Source organism: Bradyrhizobium sp. ORS 278 (genome assembly GCF_000026145.1).
Taxonomy (GTDB): Bacteria; Pseudomonadota; Alphaproteobacteria; order Rhizobiales; family Xanthobacteraceae; genus Bradyrhizobium.
The window spans coordinates 3,351,771-3,372,624 of the sequence record NC_009445.1; the positions used below are offsets into that span (position 1 = coordinate 3,351,771).

Genomic DNA, 20,854 nt, shown 5'->3' on the forward strand with positions numbered 1-20,854 from the left:
GCAGGGCCCGCGGCCGGACAACGGTTGATTAGGAATGGTGCATCACGCCTGACGGAGGGGCTGTTGCGCCGGCGCACTCCACTGATAAAGTCTTGGGAAAGAGAACTTCCACCTGGGCCGGTTCGGCCAGCGGAAAGACATTTGAATGATCAATGACACGCGGCTGCGGGAGAGTCCCACGCCGCGCGGGAACCTGGAGCCCGGCTTGAATCCGGGTCTGGACGTCGCGACACCGGCCTGCGCCAGCCACGGCAGCAGCGTGTATGCGGCCCTGGACCTTGGAACCAACAATTGCCGGCTCCTGATCGCCTGTCCCTCGGGCGACAGTTTCCGCGTGGTCGACTCCTTCTCGCGCATCGTCCGGCTGGGCGAGGGCATCTCGACCACCGGCTGCATCAGCGACGCGGCGATGGACCGGGCCATCGCGGCGCTGTCCATCTGCCGGGACAAGATCCAGTCGAAGAAGGCCAGGCGGCTGCGCCTGATCGCGACCGAGGCCTGCCGCGCGGCGGCCAATGCCGAGGGGTTCCGGACCCGGGTGGCGGCGGAGACCGGCATCGAGCTCGAGGTGATCGACCGCGAAACCGAAGCTGCGCTGGCCGTGAAGGGCTGTGCGCCGCTGCTCGACCCCGGCGGGCGCGGGGCGATCCTGTTCGACATCGGCGGCGGCTCCAGCGAACTGGTCCGGATCGAACGTGATCCGGCCGATCGCCATGCCGAGCCGCGCATCAAGGCCTGGATGTCGATTCCATTGGGCGTCGTGACGCTGGCCGAGCGGTTCGGCGGCCGCGACGTGACGCCGGAGATCTATGCGGCCATGGTCGAGGCGGTTGCGGAGCATGTCGGCCCGTTCGCGGCCGAGAACGGCGGCGATCTCGACCGCATGCATCTGCTCGGCACGTCGGGCACGGTGACGACGCTCGCGGGCATCCACCTCAACCTCGCGCGTTACGATCGCCGACGCGTCGACGGCATCTGGATCAACGATTCAGACATCACGTCGACGATCGGCAAGCTGTTGGCGATGAGCTATCAGGAGCGCGCCGAGAACAACTGCATCAGCATCGACCGTGCCGATCTCGTGCTGGCCGGCTGCGCCATTCTCGACGCCATCCGGCAATCCTTCCCGCTGCCGCGCCTGCGCGTCGCCGATCGCGGCCTGCGCGAAGGCATGCTGGTCGAGATGATGCGCGAGGACGGCGCGCTGAGGTCGGCGTAGCAAAGGATTGACGACGTCATTCCGGGGCGGGCCGGACGAAAACAGCGAAGCTGTTTGCGTCTGGCGCGAACCGGGAAACTCGTTCCGTAACCTCTGGATTCCGGGTCCCGCCCTGACGGGCGGTCCCGGAATGGCTTCCGAGATCAAGATGGCAAAAGACACCACCGGCCGCATGCATGTGCAGGTCAAGACCGGGGGCAAGCGCAAGCTGTCCTCGAAGCTCTGGCTGGAGCGCCAGCTCAACGACCCCTATGTGGCGCAGGCCAAGCGCGACGGCTATCGCTCGCGCGCGACCTACAAGCTGATCGAAATCGACGACAAATATCACATGCTCAAGCCCGGCATGACCGTGGTCGATCTCGGCGCTGCGCCCGGCGGCTGGAGCCAGATCGCCGCGCGCCGCGTCGGCGCCGAGGCCGGCAAGGGCAAGGTGGTCGCGATCGATTTGCTGGAGATGGGCGAGATCCCCGGCGTGACCTTCGCCCAGCTCGACTTCCACGCCCAGGATGCGCCCGAAAAGCTCCGCACCATGATCGGCGGCCGCGCTGACGTGGTCATGTCGGACATGGCTGCCAACACCACGGGACATCGCAAGACCGACCAGCTGCGGATCGTCGGCCTCGTGGAACTCGCCGCGCATTTCGCCGGCGAGGTGCTGAAGCCCGGCGGCAGCTTCCTCGCCAAGACGTTCCAGAGCGGCGCCGATGCCGAGTTGCTGGCGCAGCTGAAGCGCGATTACGCCACAGTCCGCCATGTCAAGCCGGCGGCGAGCCGGCAGGATTCCTCGGAGCGCTACGTGTTGGCGATGGGCTTCCGCGGCGGAGAGCAGGCCGACCTGTTGTAATGGCGTCATTGCGGTGGCCTCGCCCGGGCGATAAAGAGCAGCTGCAACCACAGTCTCGGGAATCGGTTGAAGAGCCGGCGAGACATCAATTTCGGAGGTCCTTCATGCGTGTCCTGAGCTGGAGCGCCCTCGCGCTGGGTTTGATGGTCGCGGGCGCCGCATCGGGCCCGGCTCATGCCCAGGCCTATGATCCGCGCTATCCCGTGTGCATGAAGGTCTATGAAGGGGGCGACCGGTTCGGCGCTAGCCCGTGGATCGACTGCAGCTTCACCTCGCTGCCACAATGCCGCGCGACGGCGTCGGGACGGGCGGCGATTTGCGACATCAATCCGTTCTACGCGCCGCCGGCGCCCCCGCCGCCGCGTGCCCATCGGCGGCATCACTGAAACATTTCATGACGGAACGGCCGTTGCGGGGCCGCGCGATCAAGCTCAAGATCCGGGACATCATCGCCATCAGGCCGCCGCCATGCCGCATCGCTTTATCGTTTCGATCGTGACGCTTCTCCTGTTGCTGCCGGCGATCGCCCTCGCGGCGCCGTCGCACAAGCGCAAAGCGCAACGCTGGCAGGGCTACGGCTTCCTGCCCGGCTACAAGCAGCCGCCGAACAACAGCCTGCCGCTCTACGCCGACAAGGAGGCGATGCGTAACGGGCCGCGCGGCAACCGCCGCAACTGGTACATCGACGGCACGCCGAAATACATGCTTTACAACGGCGAGTGGCACTATTTCGGCCAGCCCGGCTTCTACCGCGGCCACTACAATGGCGGCAGCTTCGGCCCGTGCTGGACCCGCACGCCGGTCGGCATGGTCTGGACCTGCGGCTAGGCCTGCGGGCCGGACGTTCTCTTCACTGAGTTCCGCTGGCGGCTGCGCTATCCTGTCGCAGCCCGACGCCTTGAACGCCCCCCATGCGGCTGTAGGCTCTTGTGGTGTCTTGAGAATCCGGGAGCGGTCCGCGTCCGGTCTTCGAGACAAGAGAAGAAACGGGAGCCGCCTGAGCGGCCGTGGAGGGGTCCTTTGAATTCGTTTGTTGCTCGCCTGTTCGGCGCAGCTGTCGCGTTGACGTTTCTGGCCGGCGCTCCGGCCCTTGCCCAGCAGCTCGAGCTGAAAGTGATGGCGCCGGCCGCGCCTGGCGGCGGCTGGGATCAGACCGCGCGGGCGATGCAACAGGCCTTCGTCGCCTCCGGAGTGGCGCGCAGCGTGCAGGTCACCAACGTCGCCGGTGCCGGCGGCACCGTCGGCATCGCCCAATTCGTCAACGGCGCCAAGGGCGACGGCAATCAGCTGATGGTCAACGGCTTCGTCATGGTCGGCGCGCTCGCCATGAACAAGTCGCCGGTTACGCTCGAGCAGGTGACGCCGATCGCGCGCCTGACCGAGGAGATCCAGGTCATCGTCGTGCCCGCGAACTCGCCGATCAAGTCGGCACAGGATCTGGCCGCCGCGTTGAAGGCCGACATCGCCAAGGTGACCTTTGCCGGCGGCTCGGCCGGCGGCGTCGACCATGTAATGGCGGCGCTGTTCGCCGGCACCGTCGGCGCCGATGCCAAGAAGGTCAACTACATTCCGTTCTCCGGTGGCGGCGAGTCGCTGGCGGCGATCCTCGGCGGCAAGGTCACCGCCGGGATCTCCGGACTGTCGGAATATGACGGGCAGATCAAGAGCGGCAAACTGCGCGCGATCGGCATCTCCTCGGAGAACCGCATTGCCGGCGTCGACATCCCGACCTTCAAGGAGCAGGGCATCGATCTCGTGCTCGCCAATTGGCGCTCGGTGGTCGGCCCGCCCGGCATCACGCCGGAGCAGAAGAAGACGCTCGCCGATGCCGTCGAGAAGATGGTGAAGTCGGATGCGTGGAAGGAGATCCTGAAGCAGAAGGGCTGGGATGATGCCTATCTCGCGGGCGATGCCTTCGCCGACTTCCTCAAGAAGGAGAAAGTTCGTGTCACCGATGTGCTGAAGTCGGTCGGCCTCGTCAAGTCATGACGGAAAGCGCCGGAACGCAGACATCCCCGCGCGGCATCGACAAGGCCGGCATCGTCATCGCGGCGCTGCTGGCCGCGGTGGCGCTGGTGCTGGTCTATGACGCCAATCAGATTCCGGCGACGACGATTTACGGCATGGGCCCGCAGGTCATGCCGGTGGTGATCGCCATCGGCCTCGGCATTCTCGCGCTCGCCAACCTGATCGATGCGATCAGGGGCAACCTGCCGCCGCGCGAAAGTGCCGATCCGGTCGCGGTGCTGCTGATTCTCGTCGGCCTCGCGCTGCTCATCGCCATCATCGGCTTCGGCGGCGGCTTCATCCTGGCGACGACGACATTGTTCGTCACCACCTCGGCCGCGTTCGGCCGCCGCGCCTTCGCAACCGATCTCGTCATCGGCGCCGTGCTGACGACGCTCATCTACGTCGCGTTCGACCGTCTCCTCACTTTGAGCCTTCCCGCCGGTCCGCTCGAAAGACTGCTCTGATGGACACCTTCGCCGCGCTCGCGCATGGGATGGCGATCGCCGCCCAGCCCATGAACCTGCTTTACGCGCTGATCGGCGTGTTTCTCGGCACCGCCGTCGGCGTGCTGCCGGGCATCGGCCCGGCGCTCACCGTCGCGCTGCTGCTGCCGGTCACCTACAAGCTCGATCCCGGCGGCTCGCTGATCATGTTCGCCGGCATCTATTACGGCGGGATGTATGGCGGCTCGACCACCGCGATCTTGATCAACACGCCCGGCGAGAGTGCCTCGATGGCCACCGCGCTGGAGGGCAACAAGATGGCCAAGGCCGGCCGCGGCGGCCCGGCGCTGGCGACCTCGGCGATCGGCTCGTTCGTCGCTGGCACCATCGCCACCATCGGTCTCGCGTTTCTCTCGCCCTATCTCGTCGACATCGCCGTTCGCTTCGGACCCGAGGATTACTTCGCGCTGATGTGCGTCGCCTTCGTCACGGTGTCCGCGACGTTCGGCGACTCCCCCATCCGCGGGCTGATCAGCCTGTTCATCGGGCTGACCCTCGGCCTTGTCGGCATCGACAAGCTCACCGGCCAGGCGCGGCTCGCCTTCGGCGTGCCCGAGTTGCTCGACGGCGTCGAGGTGACGACGCTTGCGGTCGGCCTGTTCGCCGTCGGCGAGGCGCTCTACGTCGCCTCGCGCCGCCATCACAGCGAGGAGAAGATCGAGGCGGTCAAAGGCTCGCTGTGGATGACGCGCGAGGATTGGAAGCGCTCGTGGAAGCCGTGGCTGCGCGGTACTGCGTTCGGCTTCCCGATCGGCGCGCTGCCGGCCGGCGGCGCCGAGATTCCGACCTTCCTGTCCTATTCGACGGAGCGGCGTCTGACCAAATATCCCGACCAGTTCGGCAAGGGCGCGATCGAAGGCGTCGCCGGGCCGGAGGCCGCGAACAACGCCTCCGCCGCGGGTACACTCGTGCCGCTGCTGACCCTGGGACTGCCGACCTCCGCCACCGCGGCGATGATGCTCGCGGGGTTCCAGCAATATGGACTCAATCCGGGCCCGCTGCTGTTCGCTGAACGTCCCGATCTGGTCTGGGGCCTGATCGCGAGCCTGTTTATCGCCAACACGATGCTGCTGGTCTTGAACCTGCCACTTGTCGGCCTGTGGGTGCGGCTGTTGAGAATCCCGACGCCCTGGCTCTATGCCGGCATCCTCGTGTTCGCGACCATGGGCACCATCGCCGCCAAGCCGTCGGTGGTCGAACTGTCGATGCTCGCCGGCTTCGGCGTGCTCGGCTTCCTGATGCGCCGCTTCGATTTTCCGATCGCCCCTGTCGTGGTTGGGCTGATCCTCGGACCGATCGCCGAGAGCCAGCTGCGACGCGCGCTCGCCATCAGCCTCGGCGATCCCATGACCTTGCTGCAATCTCCGATCTCTGCCACCTTGCTGGTCGTCGCGCTGATCGCGCTGGTCGCGCCGTTCATCCTGAAGGGGCTCGGGCGCTTCAAGGCGAACGAGGATTGAGCACGACGCGATCCGCGGTCTGGCGCGGCTGATGTTCGAGCGCAGGCGACGCGATGAGGCTGATATCCGTGGTCATCATGGCGACAGCGCTGTTCGGCGGCGGCCTGCCGGCACAGGCCGAGGGCTCGTTCTGCCCAGGCCTGATCAAGGCCGTGGCTCCGAAGCTCGCAGAGCGGGAGGCGGTGTTCATTCGCAGCTATGAGCCGGCCGCCGGTGAGGGGGAGCTGCCGCTCGGCCTGTCCACGACGGCCTTCGTCTACGACAATGCGCTCGCCGCGATCGCGCTGGTGGCCTGTGGCCAGGTCGACCAGGCACGGATCATCGGCAAAGCCCTGATGCAAGCGGCGACCTATGATCGAACCTTCGACGATGGCCGTCTCCGCAATGCCTATCGGGCCGGGCCGGTCGGCCGGGGGGCGGCGCTCCTGCCAGGCTGGTGGGACTACGCCAGGAACATCTGGGGCGAGGATCCCGCGCAGGACGGCACGTCCACCGGCAATGTCGCATGGGCGGCGCTGGCGCTGCTGACCCTGCATCAGGCAACGGGGGAGACGGCCTATCTGTCCAGCGCGCGGCGGCTGATGGACTGGATCATCGCCCATGCCGCAAGCGGCTCTGATGGCTTCAGCGGCGGCTTTCACGGCTATGATCCGCAGCAGGTGCGGCTGACCTGGATGTCGACCGAGCACAACACGGATGTCTATGCCGTCGCCGCGTGGCTCGCTCGCCTCACATCCGAGCCCCGCTATCAGGACGCGGCAAGAGCGGCGCGCCGGCTGCTCGAGCGCACCTTCCGCGGCGATCACTTTCTGCTCGGCACCAAGCCCGACGGCAGCATCGCCGAAAGCGATCTGCTGGCTCTCGACGTGCAGCTGTGGCCATGGATGGCCGTGCCGGATGCGCTCGATTGGCGCAAGGCGCTGGGCTTTGCCGAGCGAAATCTCGCCGTCGACGGCGGCTTCGATTTCAACGGCAACCGCGACGGTGTCTGGGTCGAGGGCACGGCGCAAGCTGCGCTCGCCTATCGCATGATCGGCAACTCCGCTGCGAGCCAGCGGCTGCTGACCGGCCTGCAGGCCGACGGCACGGCGTCCGGGCTACTGAATGCGACGCGTGGCGCGCGGCTCACGACCGGCCTGTCGATCGATCCGAGCGGGGCGAGCAAGATCCCCGATTTCTTCTACTACAAGCGTCCGCATCTCGGCGCGACGGCATGGGCGGTGCTCGCCGAGACCGGCTGGAATCCGTTCACCGGCGTGAGAGTGCCCTGAGGTTCCGTCCTCCGACGCGCCGGGCTGATCCATCCATCAGCGCCGGCGCTGCGCGGCCTGAGCGAGTTCGGCGGCCTGGAGTTTTCCACGCAGCGCGTGCGAGCCCGCATGTCATCGCTGCGCTTCCTCGATCTTGTCCAGCACGCGCTCCGGCGCGATGTCCTTGGAGGCGTCGCGCAGCTCGGGCTTGGCGTCCGGCTCGATTCCCATGCGCTTGGCCATCTGGTTCAGCAGCGTCACCACCTGTGTCAGCTCGTGCTCGGTGAGCAGGCTGATCTGCAGATCGAGATCTGCGCGCTTATCGGCTTCGCCGGCCATCCGGTTCTGTGAGATGAGCACAAAGGTGGAGAGGAAGATCGCCTCGACGGAGGCGATCATCGCCAGCACCACGAAGCTCTCGTCCCAGGCGGGCACGCCGGGAATGAGGTGCAGGTTGGCGATGATCCAGAAGCCGAACACGGCCAGATGCAGATAGACGAAGATCATCGAGCCGGTGAAGCCGGTGATCGCGTCGGCGACCTTCTGCTGCGTGGTTGCCTCGCTCTGCTCGCGCTTGCGGCGGTCGACCAGCGCCTGGATGTTGCGCTCGAGCGCGGGCGTTAGCCCCGGACTTGGGGTGGGATGCGGTGCCAGCTCTTCGGTCATGCGATCAGAACGAAACCTCGCGGCCAAGTGTTCCAACGTCCGCTCGTCAACCAACACCACCGACAGCTGTGGCCGTGAGGCCACGCAGGCCCAATCTTGGTCGGTCTCCATCATTTGGCGGAGGCGCCGGGCGGTTGCGCTTGGCAAGCAGCAATCTCGCTGTTTTTCGATTGCAGATGGGAATAGTCATGAGCACCGCGCTTCGTCGTAACGTGTCGATCCTCAGCCTCATGCTTGTATCGGCGAGCGCCTCGGCCGCCGAGGTTGACGATCTCAACGCCCGCTTGGCGAAGTTGGAACGGGAGAACGCGGCGATGCGGATGGAGAACGCGGCGCTGCGCGAGAACAAGCGGTTACGCGACGAAAACGGCAGGCTGCGCTCGGCGCAGGATGCCGAGGCTGTGCGATCCGCCACGTCCGGCGGCTTCGGCCGATCTGCCGCCGATCGAAGCGCGGCGCCCGCTCCGGCGCGCCTTGGACTGAACAACAAAGATCCTTATCGCAGCTTTGCGTCGGCGGATGGTCCCGCCGCGTACACGGCGGCGGCTCGTCCCGCGGGGGGCGTGCTGAAGATCTGGGGTGAGGGCGGCGCCATCTGGAGCGGGGGCGATCGGTTTGTCCAGGATGCGGGCACGCCGCTCGCTTTTTTTCCCAACACGCCCGTGTCGCCGCCGCTCGATCTGACGCCCAAGGTCGGTTGGGAGGCCGCCACCGGATTCGACTATCTGATCGCCGGCTCGCCGTGGCACGTCAGCGGCCAGCTCCGCTACGGTCAGAGCGGCCAGGCCAGCGCACAAATCGCGTCATCCGGACGGCTTGATCTCGGACAGGGCCGCGTCATCACCGCGTCCGACACGTTCGGCGCAACCTATCAGGAATCGCGTTGGCTGGCCGACATCGCCATCGGGCGCGACGTGTTTGCGACCGGGCCGGCGGCGCTTCAGGTCAAGGGGGGACTGCGGCTGCTCGACTTCGAGACCCGCGCGACCAACTCCGATCTGCTGCGACAGAATGCGAGCATCGTCAATTTCGGCAACGCGGTCTTCACCAATGTCGACGTCGCGCAGGTGAACGACGGCGAAAATCGCAACAGCTTTCTTGGGGCCGGCCCGCGTGTCGGCGTGGAAGGCTCGATTCCCTTCGCCGGCCGCTGGTCGCTCGATTATCTCAGCGACATTGCCGTTCTGTTCGGCGTGCAGCGCAACGTCGTCAACAGCAGGTCCCAGTCATCCGCCAGCGTGCCCGGGCTGGCGCAACCCGGCACCAGCGCCACCTTCTCAATGGAGCGTAACACTGCGCTGTTCAATGCCGATCTGCAGTTCGGCCTGTCCTATGGGATCACCGACAACGTCAAGCTCGGCGGAAGCTACCGAGTCGACGCCGTGATCAACACGCAGGATACGGCCTTCACGCCGAACCGCTATACGCACGGTCCGCGATTGACCGTGACGGGACAATTCGATGCGCGTTGACGGCCTGAACTGAACCGCGCCGCTTCGGGTTCAGCCGGTGTTCGATGATCCGGCTGGAGATCAGGCCTCGATCGCATGCTTGATCCGCTGCCGGGTCAGCGGCAGGTCACGCAACCGGCGGCCGATCGCATGAGCGACGGCATTGCCGATCGCGGCGGCTGCCGGTCCTTGCGCGGTCTCGCCCGCACCGAGAAACGGCAGGCCCGGGCGGTTGATGAGATGCACCTCAATGCTGTCCGGCACCGAGTTGAAGCGCAGGATCGGATAGCTCTGCCAGTCGATGCTGGTGATTCTCGTGTCGTCATGGGTGACGCTTTCGTACAGCGTCCAGCTCATCGACTGGATGATTCCGCCCTCGATCTGGTTGGTGAGACCGTCGGGATTGATGATCTCACCGGCATCGACCGCCGCCACCGCGCGCACGAGTCGCGCGCGACCCGTGTCACGGTTGACCTCGACGTCAGCGGCTATGGCGCAGTAGGCCGCCAGGTTCTTGTAGCGTGCGAAGGCGAAGCCGCGGCCGTGTCCGGCCGGGAGTTTGTCACCTCGGCTCCACCCGAACGCGCTCGCCGCTTTGTCGATGACGTCGCGGCCACGCGCATCCGTCAGGTGCTTGAGCCGGAACGCGACGGGATCAGCGCCCGCCAGCAGCGCGAGCTCGTCGATAAAACTCTCGATCGAGAACACGTTGTGATAGGCGCCGAGCGAGCGCAGCGCCGAGACGCGCAACGGCATCTGCTTGATGAAGTGGTGCGTCACGGTGGCGTTGGGGAATGTGTAGATCGGGATCGCGTTGCGGTCGCCGCCGCCTTCGGGAAGCGGCAGCGGCTTGGGGGCGGGCTCCGCGACCGGATCGGCCTTGTGCTGGGCGGCCAGCAGGCTGCCGGCGCCGCCCGGCCGCATCGAATGGGTGTTGCTCCAGACCTCATACCGCCAGTCGGCGATCTTGCCGTCGGCATCGAGCGACGCCTTGGCCTGCGTGAGCATGGCCGGGCCGAATGGCTCCCATGCATGCTCCTGCTCGCGCATCCACTGCACCCGGATCGGACGGCCCGGCAGCTCGCGCGCGATCAGTGCCGCGTCAGCGGCGGCGTCATCAGCGCCGTTATGGCCGTAGCAGCCGGAGCCCTCGGCATGGATGACGCGAACCTTGTCGGGCGGCAGCTGCAGCATCTCGGCAATCGCCTGGCGGTCGGGGAAGACGCCCTGGGTGTGGCTCCACACAGTCATCGCGCCGTCCACGAACTGCGCCAGCGCGCAGGACGGGCCGATCGAGCCGTGCGCCTGATAGGGGCGCGTGTAGCTTGCCTCGAGTGTTCTCGTGCCCGTTGCGGCGGCCGGGTTGGCGATGTTGAGAATGATCGAATCCTGTGCGGGCAGGCCGGTCAGCAGCTGTCGCGGATCGCCCTGCGCCGGCAAGCTCGCCTTCTCCCGCCACTGGCTGCGCGCGGCGAGCGCAATCATGGCTCTGATCGCCTGGAATTCCTTTTCGGCGACCACCGCAAGGAAATTGCCGTTCCTGACGACCTTGACCACACCGGGCATCGCTTCGACCTCGGCGCTGTCGAGAGTTGTCAATTGCGCGCCATAGCTGGGTGGACGCACTACACGCGCGTGCAACATGCCGCTCGGACGCATGTCCTGGACATAGGCAGCGCCGCCAGTCACCTTGGCCGGAATGTCCACGCGCGGCAGCGGCTTGCCCATCGCGGTGAAGCGCGCGGTTCCCTTCAGTGGCGAGGTCGGTTCGGCTTCGATATGCAACGTGTCGCCGACGACAAGCTCGCCATAGGAGATGCGCGTGCCATCTGGTGCGACGACAGCGCCGCTGTCGGTTCGCAGCTGATCTGCTGAGAGATTGAGTCGCTGCGACGCCCGGGTGATCAGCAGCGCGCGCGCCTGGGCCGCGGCGTTGCGGATCGCGGTGCCGCTGTCCTGCATCGAATGGCTGCCGGAGGTGTAGCCCTCATTGGCTGTGAGGCCGGTATCGGCCGTGACCAGCTTCAATCCTGAGACGGGCACGTCGAGCTCCTCGGCGGCGACTTGCCGTAGCGCGGTCTTGAGGCCCTGGCCGAGCTCCGCCTTGCCGGTCAGCACCGTGATCTCGCCGCGGGCATCGATGCGGATCCAGGAGTCGAGATAGGGGGCGCCGGTCAAGCTGCCCGGCCGCTTCACGCCACCCGGTAACGGCTGCGCGGCGGTGTCGCGCAGGGCGAAACTGACGATCAGGGCGCCGCCGCCGAGCAGGACGCCACGACGATCGAGGGTGATAGTTGACGTCATAACCTGCCTCCCTCGGTGCCGGCATCGGCCCGGCGCACCATGTCCGCGGCCCGATGCACCGCGCGCAGGATGCGCATGTGCGTGCCGCAACGACAGAGATGCGGCGCCAGCTCGGCGCGGATCTGCAGGTCGGTCGGGCTGGCATTGCGCTGCAGCAGTGCATGCGCGCGCATCATCATGCCCGGGATACAGTAGCCGCATTGCGCGGCCTGCTCTTCGATGAAGGCGCGCTGGATCGGGGCCGGCGCTTCCTCCGTGCCCAATCCTTCGAGCGTGGTGATCTTGCGGCCTGCGAGAAGCAGGACGGGCGTGATGCAGGAGAATACGGCCTCGCCGTCGATCATGACCGTGCAAGCGCCGCATTGGCCTAGCCCGCAGCCATATTTCGCCGCGTTGAGTGCGAGATCGTCGCGCAGCACGTAGAGCAGCGGCGTGTCCGGCTCCGCGTCCACCTGGTGATCGCGGCCGTTGATCGTGAGGGTCATCATGGCTGGCCTCGCGTCGTCCCGGTGATGCTGATGTTGGGCGGCTCGGCCGCCGTGCGGAGGAAGCTCGCCTGTGCCCGGCGTGCCCCGGCGAGGGTCTGATCGAGATGGCTCCACGGCGGCTGCGTGCTGAAGCGGGCGCGGAGGAATGCAAGCAGCGCGCTTGCCTGCGCATCGGTCAGGCTCGCGGCGAAGCCCGGCATGATTGGGCTGCGTTCACCGTCGCGCGGCGGCAGGCCGTACAGCACGGTGTTGGCGACGTTGCGGGCGTCTGGCGCGCTGATGCCGGTGGAGCGATGCAGGTCGATGCCGCCATAGGGGAGGGGACGCGCGCTCTCATGGCAGTTGGCGCAGGCGGCGGCATAGATCGCCGCGCCATCCGCGTTGTTGGAGGGCGCGGACCCGGTGTTCGCTGTTGAGACGGAGGCTTGCGGGAGGCCTGCTGGCGGCTTGGACTGACTTGCGGCGGCGTCGGCAACTCCGGCCTCCGGGCGCCGCGACCGATCCCGCGGAGGACCGAAGATGTCGGCCGTATAGGTTGCGATCGCTCGGACATCATCCGCGTCCACGGAAGCCAGATTGTTGACGACCTGCGCCATCGGCCCGCGCGCGACGCCGTGATCCCTCTGCCAGCCGTGACGCAGATAGTCGAGCAGCGCGTCCCCGGTCCATGGCACCGGCGCCGGCGACTGTGCATTCAGCGCATAGGCCTGCCAATTATCGGCCTCACCGCCGCCGAAGCTGGCTGCCTTCCGTTCGGCGCCGAGCGCATTGCGCGGCGTGTGGCACGCGCCGCAATGCGCGAGGCCCTCGACGAGATATTGCCCGCGGTTCCAGGCGGCGCTCCGGGCGGGATCCGGCGTCACCTCGCCGCGGCGCAGGAACAGCAGCTTCCAGCCGGCCAAAATGGGTCTGACGTTGAAGGGGAAGGTGAGGTGATTGTCGGGCGGCGCCACATGCACCGGCTCGCGCGTCATCAGATAGGCATAGAGCGCGCTGTTGTCCTCAGGGCTCACATGGGTGAAGTGATCATAGGGAAAGGTCGGATAGAGATGCTGTCCGGCACGATCGATGCCGGAGGCCATCGCGCGCTGAAACGCAGCCTCGGACCAGCGGCCGATGCCCGTGTCCGGATCAGGCGTGATGTTGGTCGAAAAGATTGTTCCGAATGGCGTGGCCACAGGAAGCCCGCCGGCGAAATCCTTGCCGCCCTTGAAGGTGTGACAGTCGGCGCAATTGCCGATAGCCGCGAGTTGCCGGCCGCGCTTGACCAGTGCGGGATCGAAGGCCTTTGCGCTGGGCGGATCGATCGCGGCGATCGCAGGTCGCCACGTCATCGCAAGGGCGGCCGCGCCGAGGATCACCAGCAGCGTCAGGAGCGCGAGGCCGAACCGTTTCGAAAGGGACATGCAGACGCTGTTCTCGTGGCGTCAGACAACGATCCCCAGCATGATCGGTTTCACGGCAAAAGCGCCATTCACTGCTGCTTCAATTTGAAGGCGCTGCACCGCAGCGCCGATACCCGATCGATGGCTCATCGAGCGAAGATCGCGAGCGGCCACTATCCCTCAGCATGTCATTGCGAGCGCAGCGAAGCAATCCAGAGTCCCGCCCATCACTGTGGATCGCTTCGCTGCGCTCGCGATGACGGGAGGGGCCTATCATCCCAGCTTCTGATCCCGCGCGTCGTGCGTGGTCTCGCTGGCCGACTTGGTCGCGGCCTTCTCGGCGCCTTTTTCCGCGCCCTTGCGGCTCGCGATCGCATTGACCTTCCGGCCGGAGATTTCGCTGCCGGCATCGTCGGGCATCTGCCAGAACAGGAGCGACGACAGCGCCGAGGTGATGGCGACGACGATGAAGGCTGGCGCGAAGGAGGTGGCAGTCAGCTGGCTCGCACCATGAGCCCACATCGTCGTCTCCACTGAAAACGCGCCGACGGCGACTCCGGCGGAGATCGCGAGCTGCTGGTTGACGCTGGTCAGCGTGGTGGCGCGGCTCATCTGCGCGGTCTCGACCTCGGCATAGGCGACGGTGTTGATCGCGGTGAACTGCAGCGAGCGGAAGAAGCCGCCGACGAACAGGATGATGACGATCAGCAACAGCGGCGTCGCCGGCGTGAACAGCGCGCAGGCGGCGAGGAAGACCGAGCTGACGACCGCATTGACCGTCATGAGGTGGCGGAAGCCGAAGGTCTTGATCAGCCGCGCCGCCAGCGCCTTCATGCCCATCGCGCCGGCCGAGGAGCCGAAGGTGACGAGGCCGGACTGGAACGGCGACAGGCCGAAGCCGAGCTGCATCAACAGCGGCAGCAGGAAGGGCAGGGCGCCGATGCCGAGCCGGAACATGAAGCCGCCGACGATCGAGGCCCGCAAGGTCGGCAGCCGCAGCAGCGAGAAGTCGAGCACCGGCGAATTGGTCCGCCAGGAGTGGCGGACATAGAGCGTCATCGAGATCGCGCCGATCGCGACCAGGCTGCCGACCACCGACCACGGCAGCAGATTGAGGCCGGCGACCGACAGGCCGAAGGCGAGGCCGGCCAGCCCGATGCCGGCGAGCACCATGCCGTAGAGATCGAACGGCTCTGGATTGTCACTCTTGATCGGATCGATGAAGCGCAGCGCCATGATGATGCCGACGATGCCGATCGGGATGTTGATCAGGAAGATCCAGTGCCAGGAGAAATAGGTGGTGATGAAGCCGCCGACCGGCGGCCCGATCACCGGGCCGATCAGCGCGGGGATCGTGACCCAGGCCATCGCGCCGACCAGCGCGCTCTTGTCGACGGAGCGCAGCAGCACGAGGCGGCCGACCGGCGTCATCATCGCCCCGCCCATGCCCTGCAGGATGCGCGCGAACACGAAGTTCTCGACCGAGTTGGCGAGCGCGCACCCGATCGAGCCGATCATGAACACCGCGACCGCGCTGGAGAACACCCGCCGTGCGCCGAAGCGGTCGGCCGTCCAGCCGCTCGCCGGGATGAACACCGCGAGCGACAGCAGGTAGGACGTGATCGCGAGCTTCAAGGTCAGCGGGCTGGTGCCGATATCCCTAGCGATCGCCGGCAGCGAGGTCGCGATGACCGTGGAGTCCATGTTCTCCATGAACAGGGCGGTGGCGACGATCAGCGGAATGATGCGTTGCTTGTTCATCGAATCCTGGGGAGGGAAAGCGGCGGGCGCGGCGGCTTTAACACCCTGCGACGGACAGGGCCATTGCGTGGGCGGCATGGCCCCCCAAATGCAGGGTGGCGCTGTTGCGTCCTCGCTGTAGGAGAGATGCCGATGATCTACCTGCTCGCCGCTTTGGTGCCGCCGCTGGGTCTGCTGCTCAACGGGCAACCGTTCGCGGCGATCTTCAACCTGATGCTGTGCCTGGTCTGCCTCGTCCTCGGCCTGTTCTTCCACGTGCTGCTGCTGGTGCCCTCGGCGCACGCCTTGATCGCCGTGCACATGCGGCGGGAGGACCGGCGGCACCGCGAGGTGGTCGACGCTATCCGCCGCTATGGCCCGCCGCCGGGCGCCTGGCGCTAGCGGCGGAACTTCTGCCCCGGAATCGGGGCTTTCGCGACCTTTTGTTGCGCATCGGGGGCCGATCCAGGCCGTCCTTCGCAATCGCGGGAGGACGGCCGATCGGCCCTTTGATTCGTCACAGGCCCATGCTATCGACCCGCGTCAACCCCACCGATGGGCTCCGATTCGACGGCGAGGCATGGTCTCGACGGCGGCGCCGCTCATCCTTAGATCCCATCGCGGCCGTTATGGCTGCAGACAAGGAGTTGACGATGGCGACCGTGCAGACACTTCGCGAAGCCTTCACCTTCGACGACGTGCTCTTGAAGCCGGGCCTGTCCGATGTGCTTCCCTCCGAGGTCGACATCCGCTCGCGCGTGACGCGCGAAATCCCGCTGAACATTCCGATCATGGCCTCCGCCATGGATACCGTCACCGAGGCGCGCATGGCGATCGCGATGGCGCAGGCTGGTGGTGTCGGGGTGATCCATCGCAATTTCGATCCCGAGGGCCAGGCCGCCCAGGTGCGCCAGGTCAAGAAGTTCGAATCCGGCATGGTGGTGAACCCGCTGACCATCGCGCCGGACGCGACGCTGGCGGACGCGCTGGCGCTGATGAAGGATTACGGCTTCTCCGGCATTCCCGTCGTCACCGGTGGCGGCAAGGGCATTCCCGGCAAGCTGGTCGGCATCCTGACCAACCGCGACGTCCGCTTCGCCACCGATCCGCGGCAGAAGATCTCCGAGCTGATGACGCATGAGAACCTCGTCACCGTGCGCGAGGGCGTCGGCCAGGACGAGGCCAAGAAGATCCTGCACAAGCACCGCATCGAAAAGCTGCTCGTCGTCGACGATCAGTACCGCTGCGTGGGCCTGATCACCGTCAAGGACATGGAGAAGGCGGTCGCGCATCCCCTGGCCTGCAAGGACGCGCAGGGACGGCTCCGCGTCGCCGCCGCGACCACCGTGGGCGAGGGCGGTTTCGAGCGCACCGAGAAGCTGATCGAGGCCGGCGTCGATCTCGTCGTCGTCGATACCGCGCATGGCCATTCCTCGCGCGTGCTGGAAGCGGTCAACCGCATCAAGCGCATCTCCAACGCGGTGCAGGTGATCGCCGGCAACATCGCCACCCGCGACGGCGCCCAGGCGCTGATCGATGCTGGCGCTGACGCGGTCAAGGTCGGCATCGGCCCGGGCTCGATCTGCACCACCCGCATCGTCGCCGGCGTCGGCGTGCCGCAGCTCACCGCGATCATGGATGCAGTGGAAGCCGCCAAGAAGGCTGACGTGCCTGTGATCGCCGACGGCGGCATCAAGTTCTCCGGCGACCTCGCCAAGGCGCTCGCCGCCGGCGCCGACGTCGCCATGGTCGGCTCGCTGCTCGCCGGCACCGACGAGACCCCCGGCGAAGTCTTCCTGTGGCAGGGCCGCTCCTACAAGGCCTATCGCGGCATGGGCTCGGTCGGCGCGATGGCCCGCGGCTCGGCCGACCGCTACTTCCAGCAGGACATCAAGGACACCTTGAAGCTCGTGCCCGAGGGCATCGAGGGCCAGGTGCCGTACAAGGGCCCGGTCGGCAACGTCATGCACCAGCTCGCCGGGGGCCTGCGCGCCGCCATGGGCTATGTCGGCGCCAAGACGCTGGAAGACTTCCACGCCAAGGCCGAGTTCGTCCGCATCACCGGCGCGGGCTTGCGCGAAAGCCACGTCCACGACGTGACCATCACCCGCGAGAGCCCGAACTATCCGGGCGGGGCGTAAGACGGGGAGAGAGCAAGCGTGTAGCCCGGATGAGCGAAGCGATATCCGGGTTCTAGTAAACAGCGCGTGCGACCCCGGATGTCGCTCCGCTCATCCGGGCTACGGCACCGTCTCCGTCATTGCGAGCGAAGCGAAGCAATCCAGGGGCGGCGCGCGCAGCCCTGGATTGCTTCGTCGCTTCGCTCCTCGCAATGACGGTGCCCTCGGGGCATAAAGGCTCCACAACCAACAAAGAAGAGGAAACACCATGTCCCAAGCCAAGCGCATCGTGCTCGCCGCGCGTCCCGTCGGCGAGCCTAAGCCCAGCGATTTCCGCCTCGAGGATTACGCCGTGCCGACGCCCGGCGCCGGCGAGGTGCTGCTGCGCACGATCTGGCTGTCGCTCGATCCCTACATGCGCGGCCGCATGAGCGACGGGCCGTCCTATGCCCAGCCGGTGCCGGTCGGCGGCGTGATGGAGGCGGGGACCGTGTGCGAGGTGGTGGCCTCCAACAATCCAGCCTTCAAGCCCGGCGACATCGTGCTGGCCCGCGCCGGCTGGCAGACGCATGCGATCTCCGACGGCCGTGGTCTCGCCAAGGTCGACCCGAGCCTCGCGCCGATCTCGACCGCGGTCGGCGTGCTCGGCATGCCCGGCATGACCGCCTATACCGGCCTGCTCGACATCGGCCAGCCCAAGGCCGGCGAGACCGTGGTGGTCGCCGCCGCCTCCGGTGCGGTCGGCTCGGCGGTGGGGCAGATCGCCAAGATCAAGGGCGCCCGCGCCATCGGCATCGCCGGCGGCAAGGACAAATGCGACTACGTTCGATCCGAATTCGGCTTCGACGACTGCCTCGACCATCGCGACCCCGATCTCGCGGCCAAGCTGAAAGTGGCGTGCCCTGATGGCATCGACGTCTATTTCGAGAATGTCGGCGGCCCGGTGTTCGAGGCGGTGTTCCCGCTGTTCAACGCCTTCGCCCGCATGCCCGTCTGCGGCCTGATCGCGCATTACAACGACACCCAGTCGGCCTCGCCGAAATGGGCCGGCGCGCTGATGCGCAACGTGCTGACCAAGCGTCTCCTGATCCGCGGCTTCATCGTCTCCGACTTCGCCTCCCGCCACGGCGACTTCATCAAGGACATGTCGGCCTGGGTCCGCGACGGCAAGGTCAAGTATAAGGAGCACGTCACCGAAGGTCTGGAGAATGCGCCGGATGCGTTCATGGGCCTGCTCAAGGGCGCCAATTTCGGCAAGCAGCTGGTGCGGGTCGGGCCGGATAAAGCCTGAGCCACACTTGATGTGAAAGTTCAGCGCGGCCGTAAATTCACGGGAACCACTGGGGCTTATCGGGAGTCCTGAGGGAACCGGTTCATTCAGAGGGCCCGGCATGATGCCGGGCCTTCGCCATTCCAGAGGGGGATTGTCGATGTCGCTGCCCATGGTGCTGCTGCCCGTCTTCGTCGAGATCGCGCTGACGTTTGCGCTGCTATTCTGGAATAAGACGCGCAGCCAAGCCACGGACGCCGCCGACGAATTCGGCCTGCCGACCTTGTTCTACGCCCTGATCGCGATTGCGCTGCCGCTGCGCCATGCCGATCTGGTGATCGTGCTGCTGTCCTGGGTGTTCGTCGTCACCCGCTTCGTCAATGCCGGCTTTGTGCGCGGGGCAGACAAGCGCTCCCTGGCCTGGACCGCCTCGGCGCTGGTGCTGCTGGCGATGTGGCTGTATTTCGCCCTGAAGATGCTTCTTCTGATCTGAGACTGGATACCTCAAATGACCCCCGCCGCCCGGCTGTCCGCCGCCATCGACATCATCGAGACCATCGAGGCCGAGCGCGCGCCGGCGGCCAAGGCGCTGAAGGATTGGGGCACCAGCCACCGCTTCGCCGGCGCCGGCGACCGCGCCGCCATCGCCGGCCTGGTCTGGGACGTGCTCCGCCGCCGCGCCTCCAGCGCTTACGTGATGGAGAACGATACGGCGCGGGCGCGGGTGCTCGGCATGCTGAAGCTCGAGCGCGGTCTCGACGTGCCGACCATCGCCGCGATGTGCGACGGCAACCGCTTCGCGCCATCGCCGCTCACGGCGCAGGAGGAGCGGGCGCTGGCCTCGCGCACGACGGAGGGCGCACCGCCGCCGGTCTCCGGCGACTATCCCGACTGGCTCGACCCGTATCTCGCTGCCGTGTTCGGCGACGACCGCGTTGCGGAAGCCACGGCGATGGCCAGCCGCGCGCCGCTCGACCTCCGCGTCAACGCGCTCAAGGCCAAGCGCGAGAAGGTGCAGGCCTCGCTGAAGCATCTCGGCGCTGTGCCGACACCATGGTCGCCGCTCGGCCTGCGCATCACGCTCGGGGCCGACGCGCGCAATCCCGGCGTTCATGCCGAGGAGGATTTCATCAAGGGCGCCATCGAAGTCCAGGACGAGGGCTCGCAGCTCGCAGCACTCTTCACCGCCGCCAAGCCCGGCGAGCAGGTCATCGACCTCTGCGCCGGCGCCGGCGGCAAGACGCTCGCGCTGGCGGCGATGATGGGCGGCAAGGGCCGCCTGATCGCCACCGACGCCGACAAGCGCCAGCTCGCCCCGATCCATGAGCGCCTCTCCCGCGCCGGCGTCCACAATGCCGAGATCCGCACGCCGAAGGGCGACGCCGACCCGCTCGCCGACATCAAGTCCTCCGCCGATCTGGTCGTCATCGACGCCCCCTGCACGGGCACCGGCACCTGGCGCCGCAACCCCGACGCCAAATGGCGCATGCGCCCGGGTGCATTGGAGATCCGCCTGAAGGACCAGGCCGAGGTGCTGGAGCGCGCCGCGGGCTTGGTCAAACCCGGCGGCCGCATCGCCTACATCACCTGCTCGGTGCTCCAGCCGGAAAACGGTGACCAGGTGCGGGCGTTCGTGGCGCGGCACAAGGAATTCGCAGTTCAGCCCCCGGACCAGACCGCCACTGTCCTCTGGGACAAGTCGGAGCCGTTCGCCGAGGCCGCATTGAAGACGCCCGAAGGCTGGCTGATGACCCCCCGCCGGACGGGCACGGACGGTTTCTTCGTGTCGGTCCTGAAGAAGGCGTAAGCCCATCCGCCGTCTGCAGGTCCCTCCGCGGTCAAAGCCCTCTCCGCCGTCATTGCGAGCGCAGCGAAGCAATCCAGAGTCCCACCCGAGCCCCTGGATTGCTTCGCTGCGCTCGCAATGACGAAGGAGGGAGCCGCGCCCCCCCACTGCTGTCGTCCCGGGCGAGCCCCGCGCGCGTAGCGCGTGGGGCGCCGACCCGGGACCCATACTCCGCGGCCGTTATGAGGCGCGAGATGGAGCGGCCAGCGTGCCCGAGCCCCGCATCCTGTGGTTATGGGTCCCGGCTCGGCGCGGTCCGGCGCAATGCTATCGCATTGCCCGGCCCGATTGGCCGGGA

At 66.9% G+C, this 20,854-nt stretch carries 19 protein-coding genes; 14 read left to right on the forward strand and 5 right to left on the reverse strand.

The annotated features are described in order from the left end of the window. Positions 1 to 145 precede the first annotated feature (145 nt). The 8 genes from BRADO_RS14755 (at position 146) to BRADO_RS14790 (ending at position 7,307) form a co-directional block, all read left to right on the forward strand. Entirely contained in the window at positions 146 to 1,219 is a 1,074-nt protein-coding gene (locus BRADO_RS14755; protein ID WP_041756510.1) for a Ppx/GppA phosphatase family protein, read from the forward strand. A 148-nt stretch (positions 1,220 to 1,367) separates the two neighbouring features. Then, positions 1,368 to 2,063: an RlmE family RNA methyltransferase gene (locus BRADO_RS14760; protein WP_011926114.1), complete on the forward strand. Its 696-nt coding sequence runs from the start codon at positions 1,368 to 1,370 to the stop codon at positions 2,061 to 2,063. 104 nt (positions 2,064 to 2,167) lie between these two features. Next, positions 2,168 to 2,449 (forward strand): DUF3551 domain-containing protein, encoded by a 282-nt coding sequence (locus tag BRADO_RS14765; protein WP_083794876.1) that lies wholly within the window; start codon positions 2,168 to 2,170, stop codon positions 2,447 to 2,449. 82 nt (positions 2,450 to 2,531) lie between these two features. Further along, positions 2,532 to 2,891, forward strand: a complete 360-nt coding sequence (locus BRADO_RS14770) for a hypothetical protein (RefSeq protein WP_041756512.1) — start codon at positions 2,532 to 2,534, stop codon at positions 2,889 to 2,891. Between the two features lie 192 nt (positions 2,892 to 3,083). Next, a complete protein-coding gene (locus BRADO_RS14775; protein ID WP_041756514.1) occupies positions 3,084 to 4,052 on the forward strand; it encodes a tripartite tricarboxylate transporter substrate binding protein in 969 nt (322 codons plus the stop codon). Beyond that, entirely contained in the window at positions 4,049 to 4,537 is a 489-nt protein-coding gene (locus tag BRADO_RS14780; RefSeq protein ID WP_011926118.1) for a tripartite tricarboxylate transporter TctB family protein, read from the forward strand. Before BRADO_RS14775 ends, BRADO_RS14780 begins: the two co-directional genes overlap by 4 nt. Next, the gene (locus tag BRADO_RS14785) at positions 4,537 to 6,036 is read left to right on the forward strand and encodes a tripartite tricarboxylate transporter permease (RefSeq protein ID WP_041756516.1); all 1,500 of its coding nucleotides are present in this window, start codon (positions 4,537 to 4,539) and stop codon (positions 6,034 to 6,036) included. The genes BRADO_RS14780 and BRADO_RS14785 overlap by 1 nt, the downstream gene beginning before the upstream one ends. 53 nt (positions 6,037 to 6,089) lie before the next feature. Next, positions 6,090 to 7,307: a hypothetical protein gene (locus BRADO_RS14790; protein WP_011926120.1), complete on the forward strand. Its 1,218-nt coding sequence runs from the start codon at positions 6,090 to 6,092 to the stop codon at positions 7,305 to 7,307. 111 nt (positions 7,308 to 7,418) lie between these two features. On the opposite strand, the gene BRADO_RS14795 is transcribed toward BRADO_RS14790, so the two are convergent. Further along, on the reverse strand, positions 7,419 to 7,952 hold the full coding sequence (locus BRADO_RS14795; RefSeq protein WP_011926121.1) for a DUF1003 domain-containing protein: 534 nt from the start codon (positions 7,950 to 7,952) through the stop codon (positions 7,419 to 7,421). Between BRADO_RS14795 and BRADO_RS14800 the strand changes: the two genes are divergently transcribed. Further along, a complete protein-coding gene (locus tag BRADO_RS14800) occupies positions 7,919 to 9,424 on the forward strand; it encodes a hypothetical protein (protein WP_244423040.1) in 1,506 nt (501 codons plus the stop codon). The genes BRADO_RS14795 and BRADO_RS14800 overlap by 34 nt on opposite strands. 60 nt (positions 9,425 to 9,484) lie before the next feature. On the opposite strand, the gene BRADO_RS14805 is transcribed toward BRADO_RS14800, so the two are convergent. From BRADO_RS14805 to BRADO_RS14820, 4 genes are all read right to left on the reverse strand, one after another. Further along, positions 9,485 to 11,707 carry a molybdopterin cofactor-binding domain-containing protein gene (locus BRADO_RS14805; protein WP_011926123.1) on the reverse strand — a complete coding sequence of 741 codons (2,223 nt, stop codon included), beginning with the start codon at positions 11,705 to 11,707 and terminating at the stop codon, positions 9,485 to 9,487. Next, entirely contained in the window at positions 11,704 to 12,195 is a 492-nt protein-coding gene (locus BRADO_RS14810) for a (2Fe-2S)-binding protein (RefSeq protein ID WP_041756519.1), read from the reverse strand. Before BRADO_RS14810 ends, BRADO_RS14805 begins: the two co-directional genes overlap by 4 nt. Continuing rightward, positions 12,192 to 13,601, reverse strand: coding sequence for a cytochrome c (locus BRADO_RS14815; RefSeq protein WP_011926125.1), 1,410 nt, complete (start codon positions 13,599 to 13,601; stop codon positions 12,192 to 12,194). Before BRADO_RS14815 ends, BRADO_RS14810 begins: the two co-directional genes overlap by 4 nt. Before the next feature lie 252 nt (positions 13,602 to 13,853). After that, the gene (locus BRADO_RS14820) at positions 13,854 to 15,341 is read right to left on the reverse strand and encodes a DHA2 family efflux MFS transporter permease subunit (protein ID WP_011926126.1); all 1,488 of its coding nucleotides are present in this window, start codon (positions 15,339 to 15,341) and stop codon (positions 13,854 to 13,856) included. Positions 15,342 to 15,473: 132 nt separating this feature from the next. Here BRADO_RS14820 and BRADO_RS14825 point away from each other — a divergent pair, with 132 nt between their 5' ends. From BRADO_RS14825 to BRADO_RS14845, 5 genes are all read left to right on the forward strand, one after another. Further along, complete coding sequence (locus tag BRADO_RS14825) at positions 15,474 to 15,722, forward strand: hypothetical protein (protein ID WP_011926127.1); 249 nt, start codon at positions 15,474 to 15,476, stop codon at positions 15,720 to 15,722. Positions 15,723 to 15,973: 251 nt separating this feature from the next. Next, positions 15,974 to 17,461: an IMP dehydrogenase gene (gene guaB, locus BRADO_RS14830; RefSeq protein WP_011926128.1), complete on the forward strand. Its 1,488-nt coding sequence runs from the start codon at positions 15,974 to 15,976 to the stop codon at positions 17,459 to 17,461. Positions 17,462 to 17,708: 247 nt separating this feature from the next. After that, positions 17,709 to 18,731, forward strand: coding sequence for an NADP-dependent oxidoreductase (locus BRADO_RS14835; protein ID WP_011926129.1), 1,023 nt, complete (start codon positions 17,709 to 17,711; stop codon positions 18,729 to 18,731). A 139-nt stretch (positions 18,732 to 18,870) separates the two neighbouring features. Next, on the forward strand, positions 18,871 to 19,203 hold the full coding sequence (locus tag BRADO_RS14840) for an MAPEG family protein (RefSeq protein WP_011926130.1): 333 nt from the start codon (positions 18,871 to 18,873) through the stop codon (positions 19,201 to 19,203). A 15-nt stretch (positions 19,204 to 19,218) separates the two neighbouring features. Then, positions 19,219 to 20,517, forward strand: a complete 1,299-nt coding sequence (locus BRADO_RS14845; RefSeq protein WP_011926131.1) for an RsmB/NOP family class I SAM-dependent RNA methyltransferase — start codon at positions 19,219 to 19,221, stop codon at positions 20,515 to 20,517. Positions 20,518 to 20,854 lie beyond the last annotated feature (337 nt).

Bases quoted from the DNA above. Each gene is read 5' to 3' on its own strand.
- BRADO_RS14755 (WP_041756510.1), top strand. From the start codon at position 146: ATGATCAATGACACGCGGCTGCGGGAGAGTCCCACGCCGCGCGGGAAC.
- BRADO_RS14760 (WP_011926114.1), top strand. From the start codon at position 1,368: ATGGCAAAAGACACCACCGGCCGCATGCATGTGCAGGTCAAGACCGGG.
- BRADO_RS14765 (WP_083794876.1), top strand. From the start codon at position 2,168: ATGCGTGTCCTGAGCTGGAGCGCCCTCGCGCTGGGTTTGATGGTCGCG.
- BRADO_RS14770 (WP_041756512.1), top strand. From the start codon at position 2,532: ATGCCGCATCGCTTTATCGTTTCGATCGTGACGCTTCTCCTGTTGCTG.
- BRADO_RS14780 (WP_011926118.1), top strand. From the start codon at position 4,049: ATGACGGAAAGCGCCGGAACGCAGACATCCCCGCGCGGCATCGACAAG.
- BRADO_RS14785 (WP_041756516.1), top strand. From the start codon at position 4,537: ATGGACACCTTCGCCGCGCTCGCGCATGGGATGGCGATCGCCGCCCAG.
- BRADO_RS14790 (WP_011926120.1), top strand. From the start codon at position 6,090: ATGAGGCTGATATCCGTGGTCATCATGGCGACAGCGCTGTTCGGCGGC.
- BRADO_RS14795 (WP_011926121.1), bottom strand. From the start codon at position 7,952: ATGACCGAAGAGCTGGCACCGCATCCCACCCCAAGTCCGGGGCTAACG.
- BRADO_RS14805 (WP_011926123.1), bottom strand. From the start codon at position 11,707: ATGACGTCAACTATCACCCTCGATCGTCGTGGCGTCCTGCTCGGCGGC.
- BRADO_RS14810 (WP_041756519.1), bottom strand. From the start codon at position 12,195: ATGATGACCCTCACGATCAACGGCCGCGATCACCAGGTGGACGCGGAG.
- BRADO_RS14815 (WP_011926125.1), bottom strand. From the start codon at position 13,601: ATGTCCCTTTCGAAACGGTTCGGCCTCGCGCTCCTGACGCTGCTGGTG.
- BRADO_RS14820 (WP_011926126.1), bottom strand. From the start codon at position 15,341: ATGAACAAGCAACGCATCATTCCGCTGATCGTCGCCACCGCCCTGTTC.
- BRADO_RS14825 (WP_011926127.1), top strand. From the start codon at position 15,474: ATGATCTACCTGCTCGCCGCTTTGGTGCCGCCGCTGGGTCTGCTGCTC.
- guaB (WP_011926128.1), top strand. From the start codon at position 15,974: ATGGCGACCGTGCAGACACTTCGCGAAGCCTTCACCTTCGACGACGTG.
- BRADO_RS14835 (WP_011926129.1), top strand. From the start codon at position 17,709: ATGTCCCAAGCCAAGCGCATCGTGCTCGCCGCGCGTCCCGTCGGCGAG.
- BRADO_RS14840 (WP_011926130.1), top strand. From the start codon at position 18,871: ATGTCGCTGCCCATGGTGCTGCTGCCCGTCTTCGTCGAGATCGCGCTG.
- BRADO_RS14845 (WP_011926131.1), top strand. From the start codon at position 19,219: ATGACCCCCGCCGCCCGGCTGTCCGCCGCCATCGACATCATCGAGACC.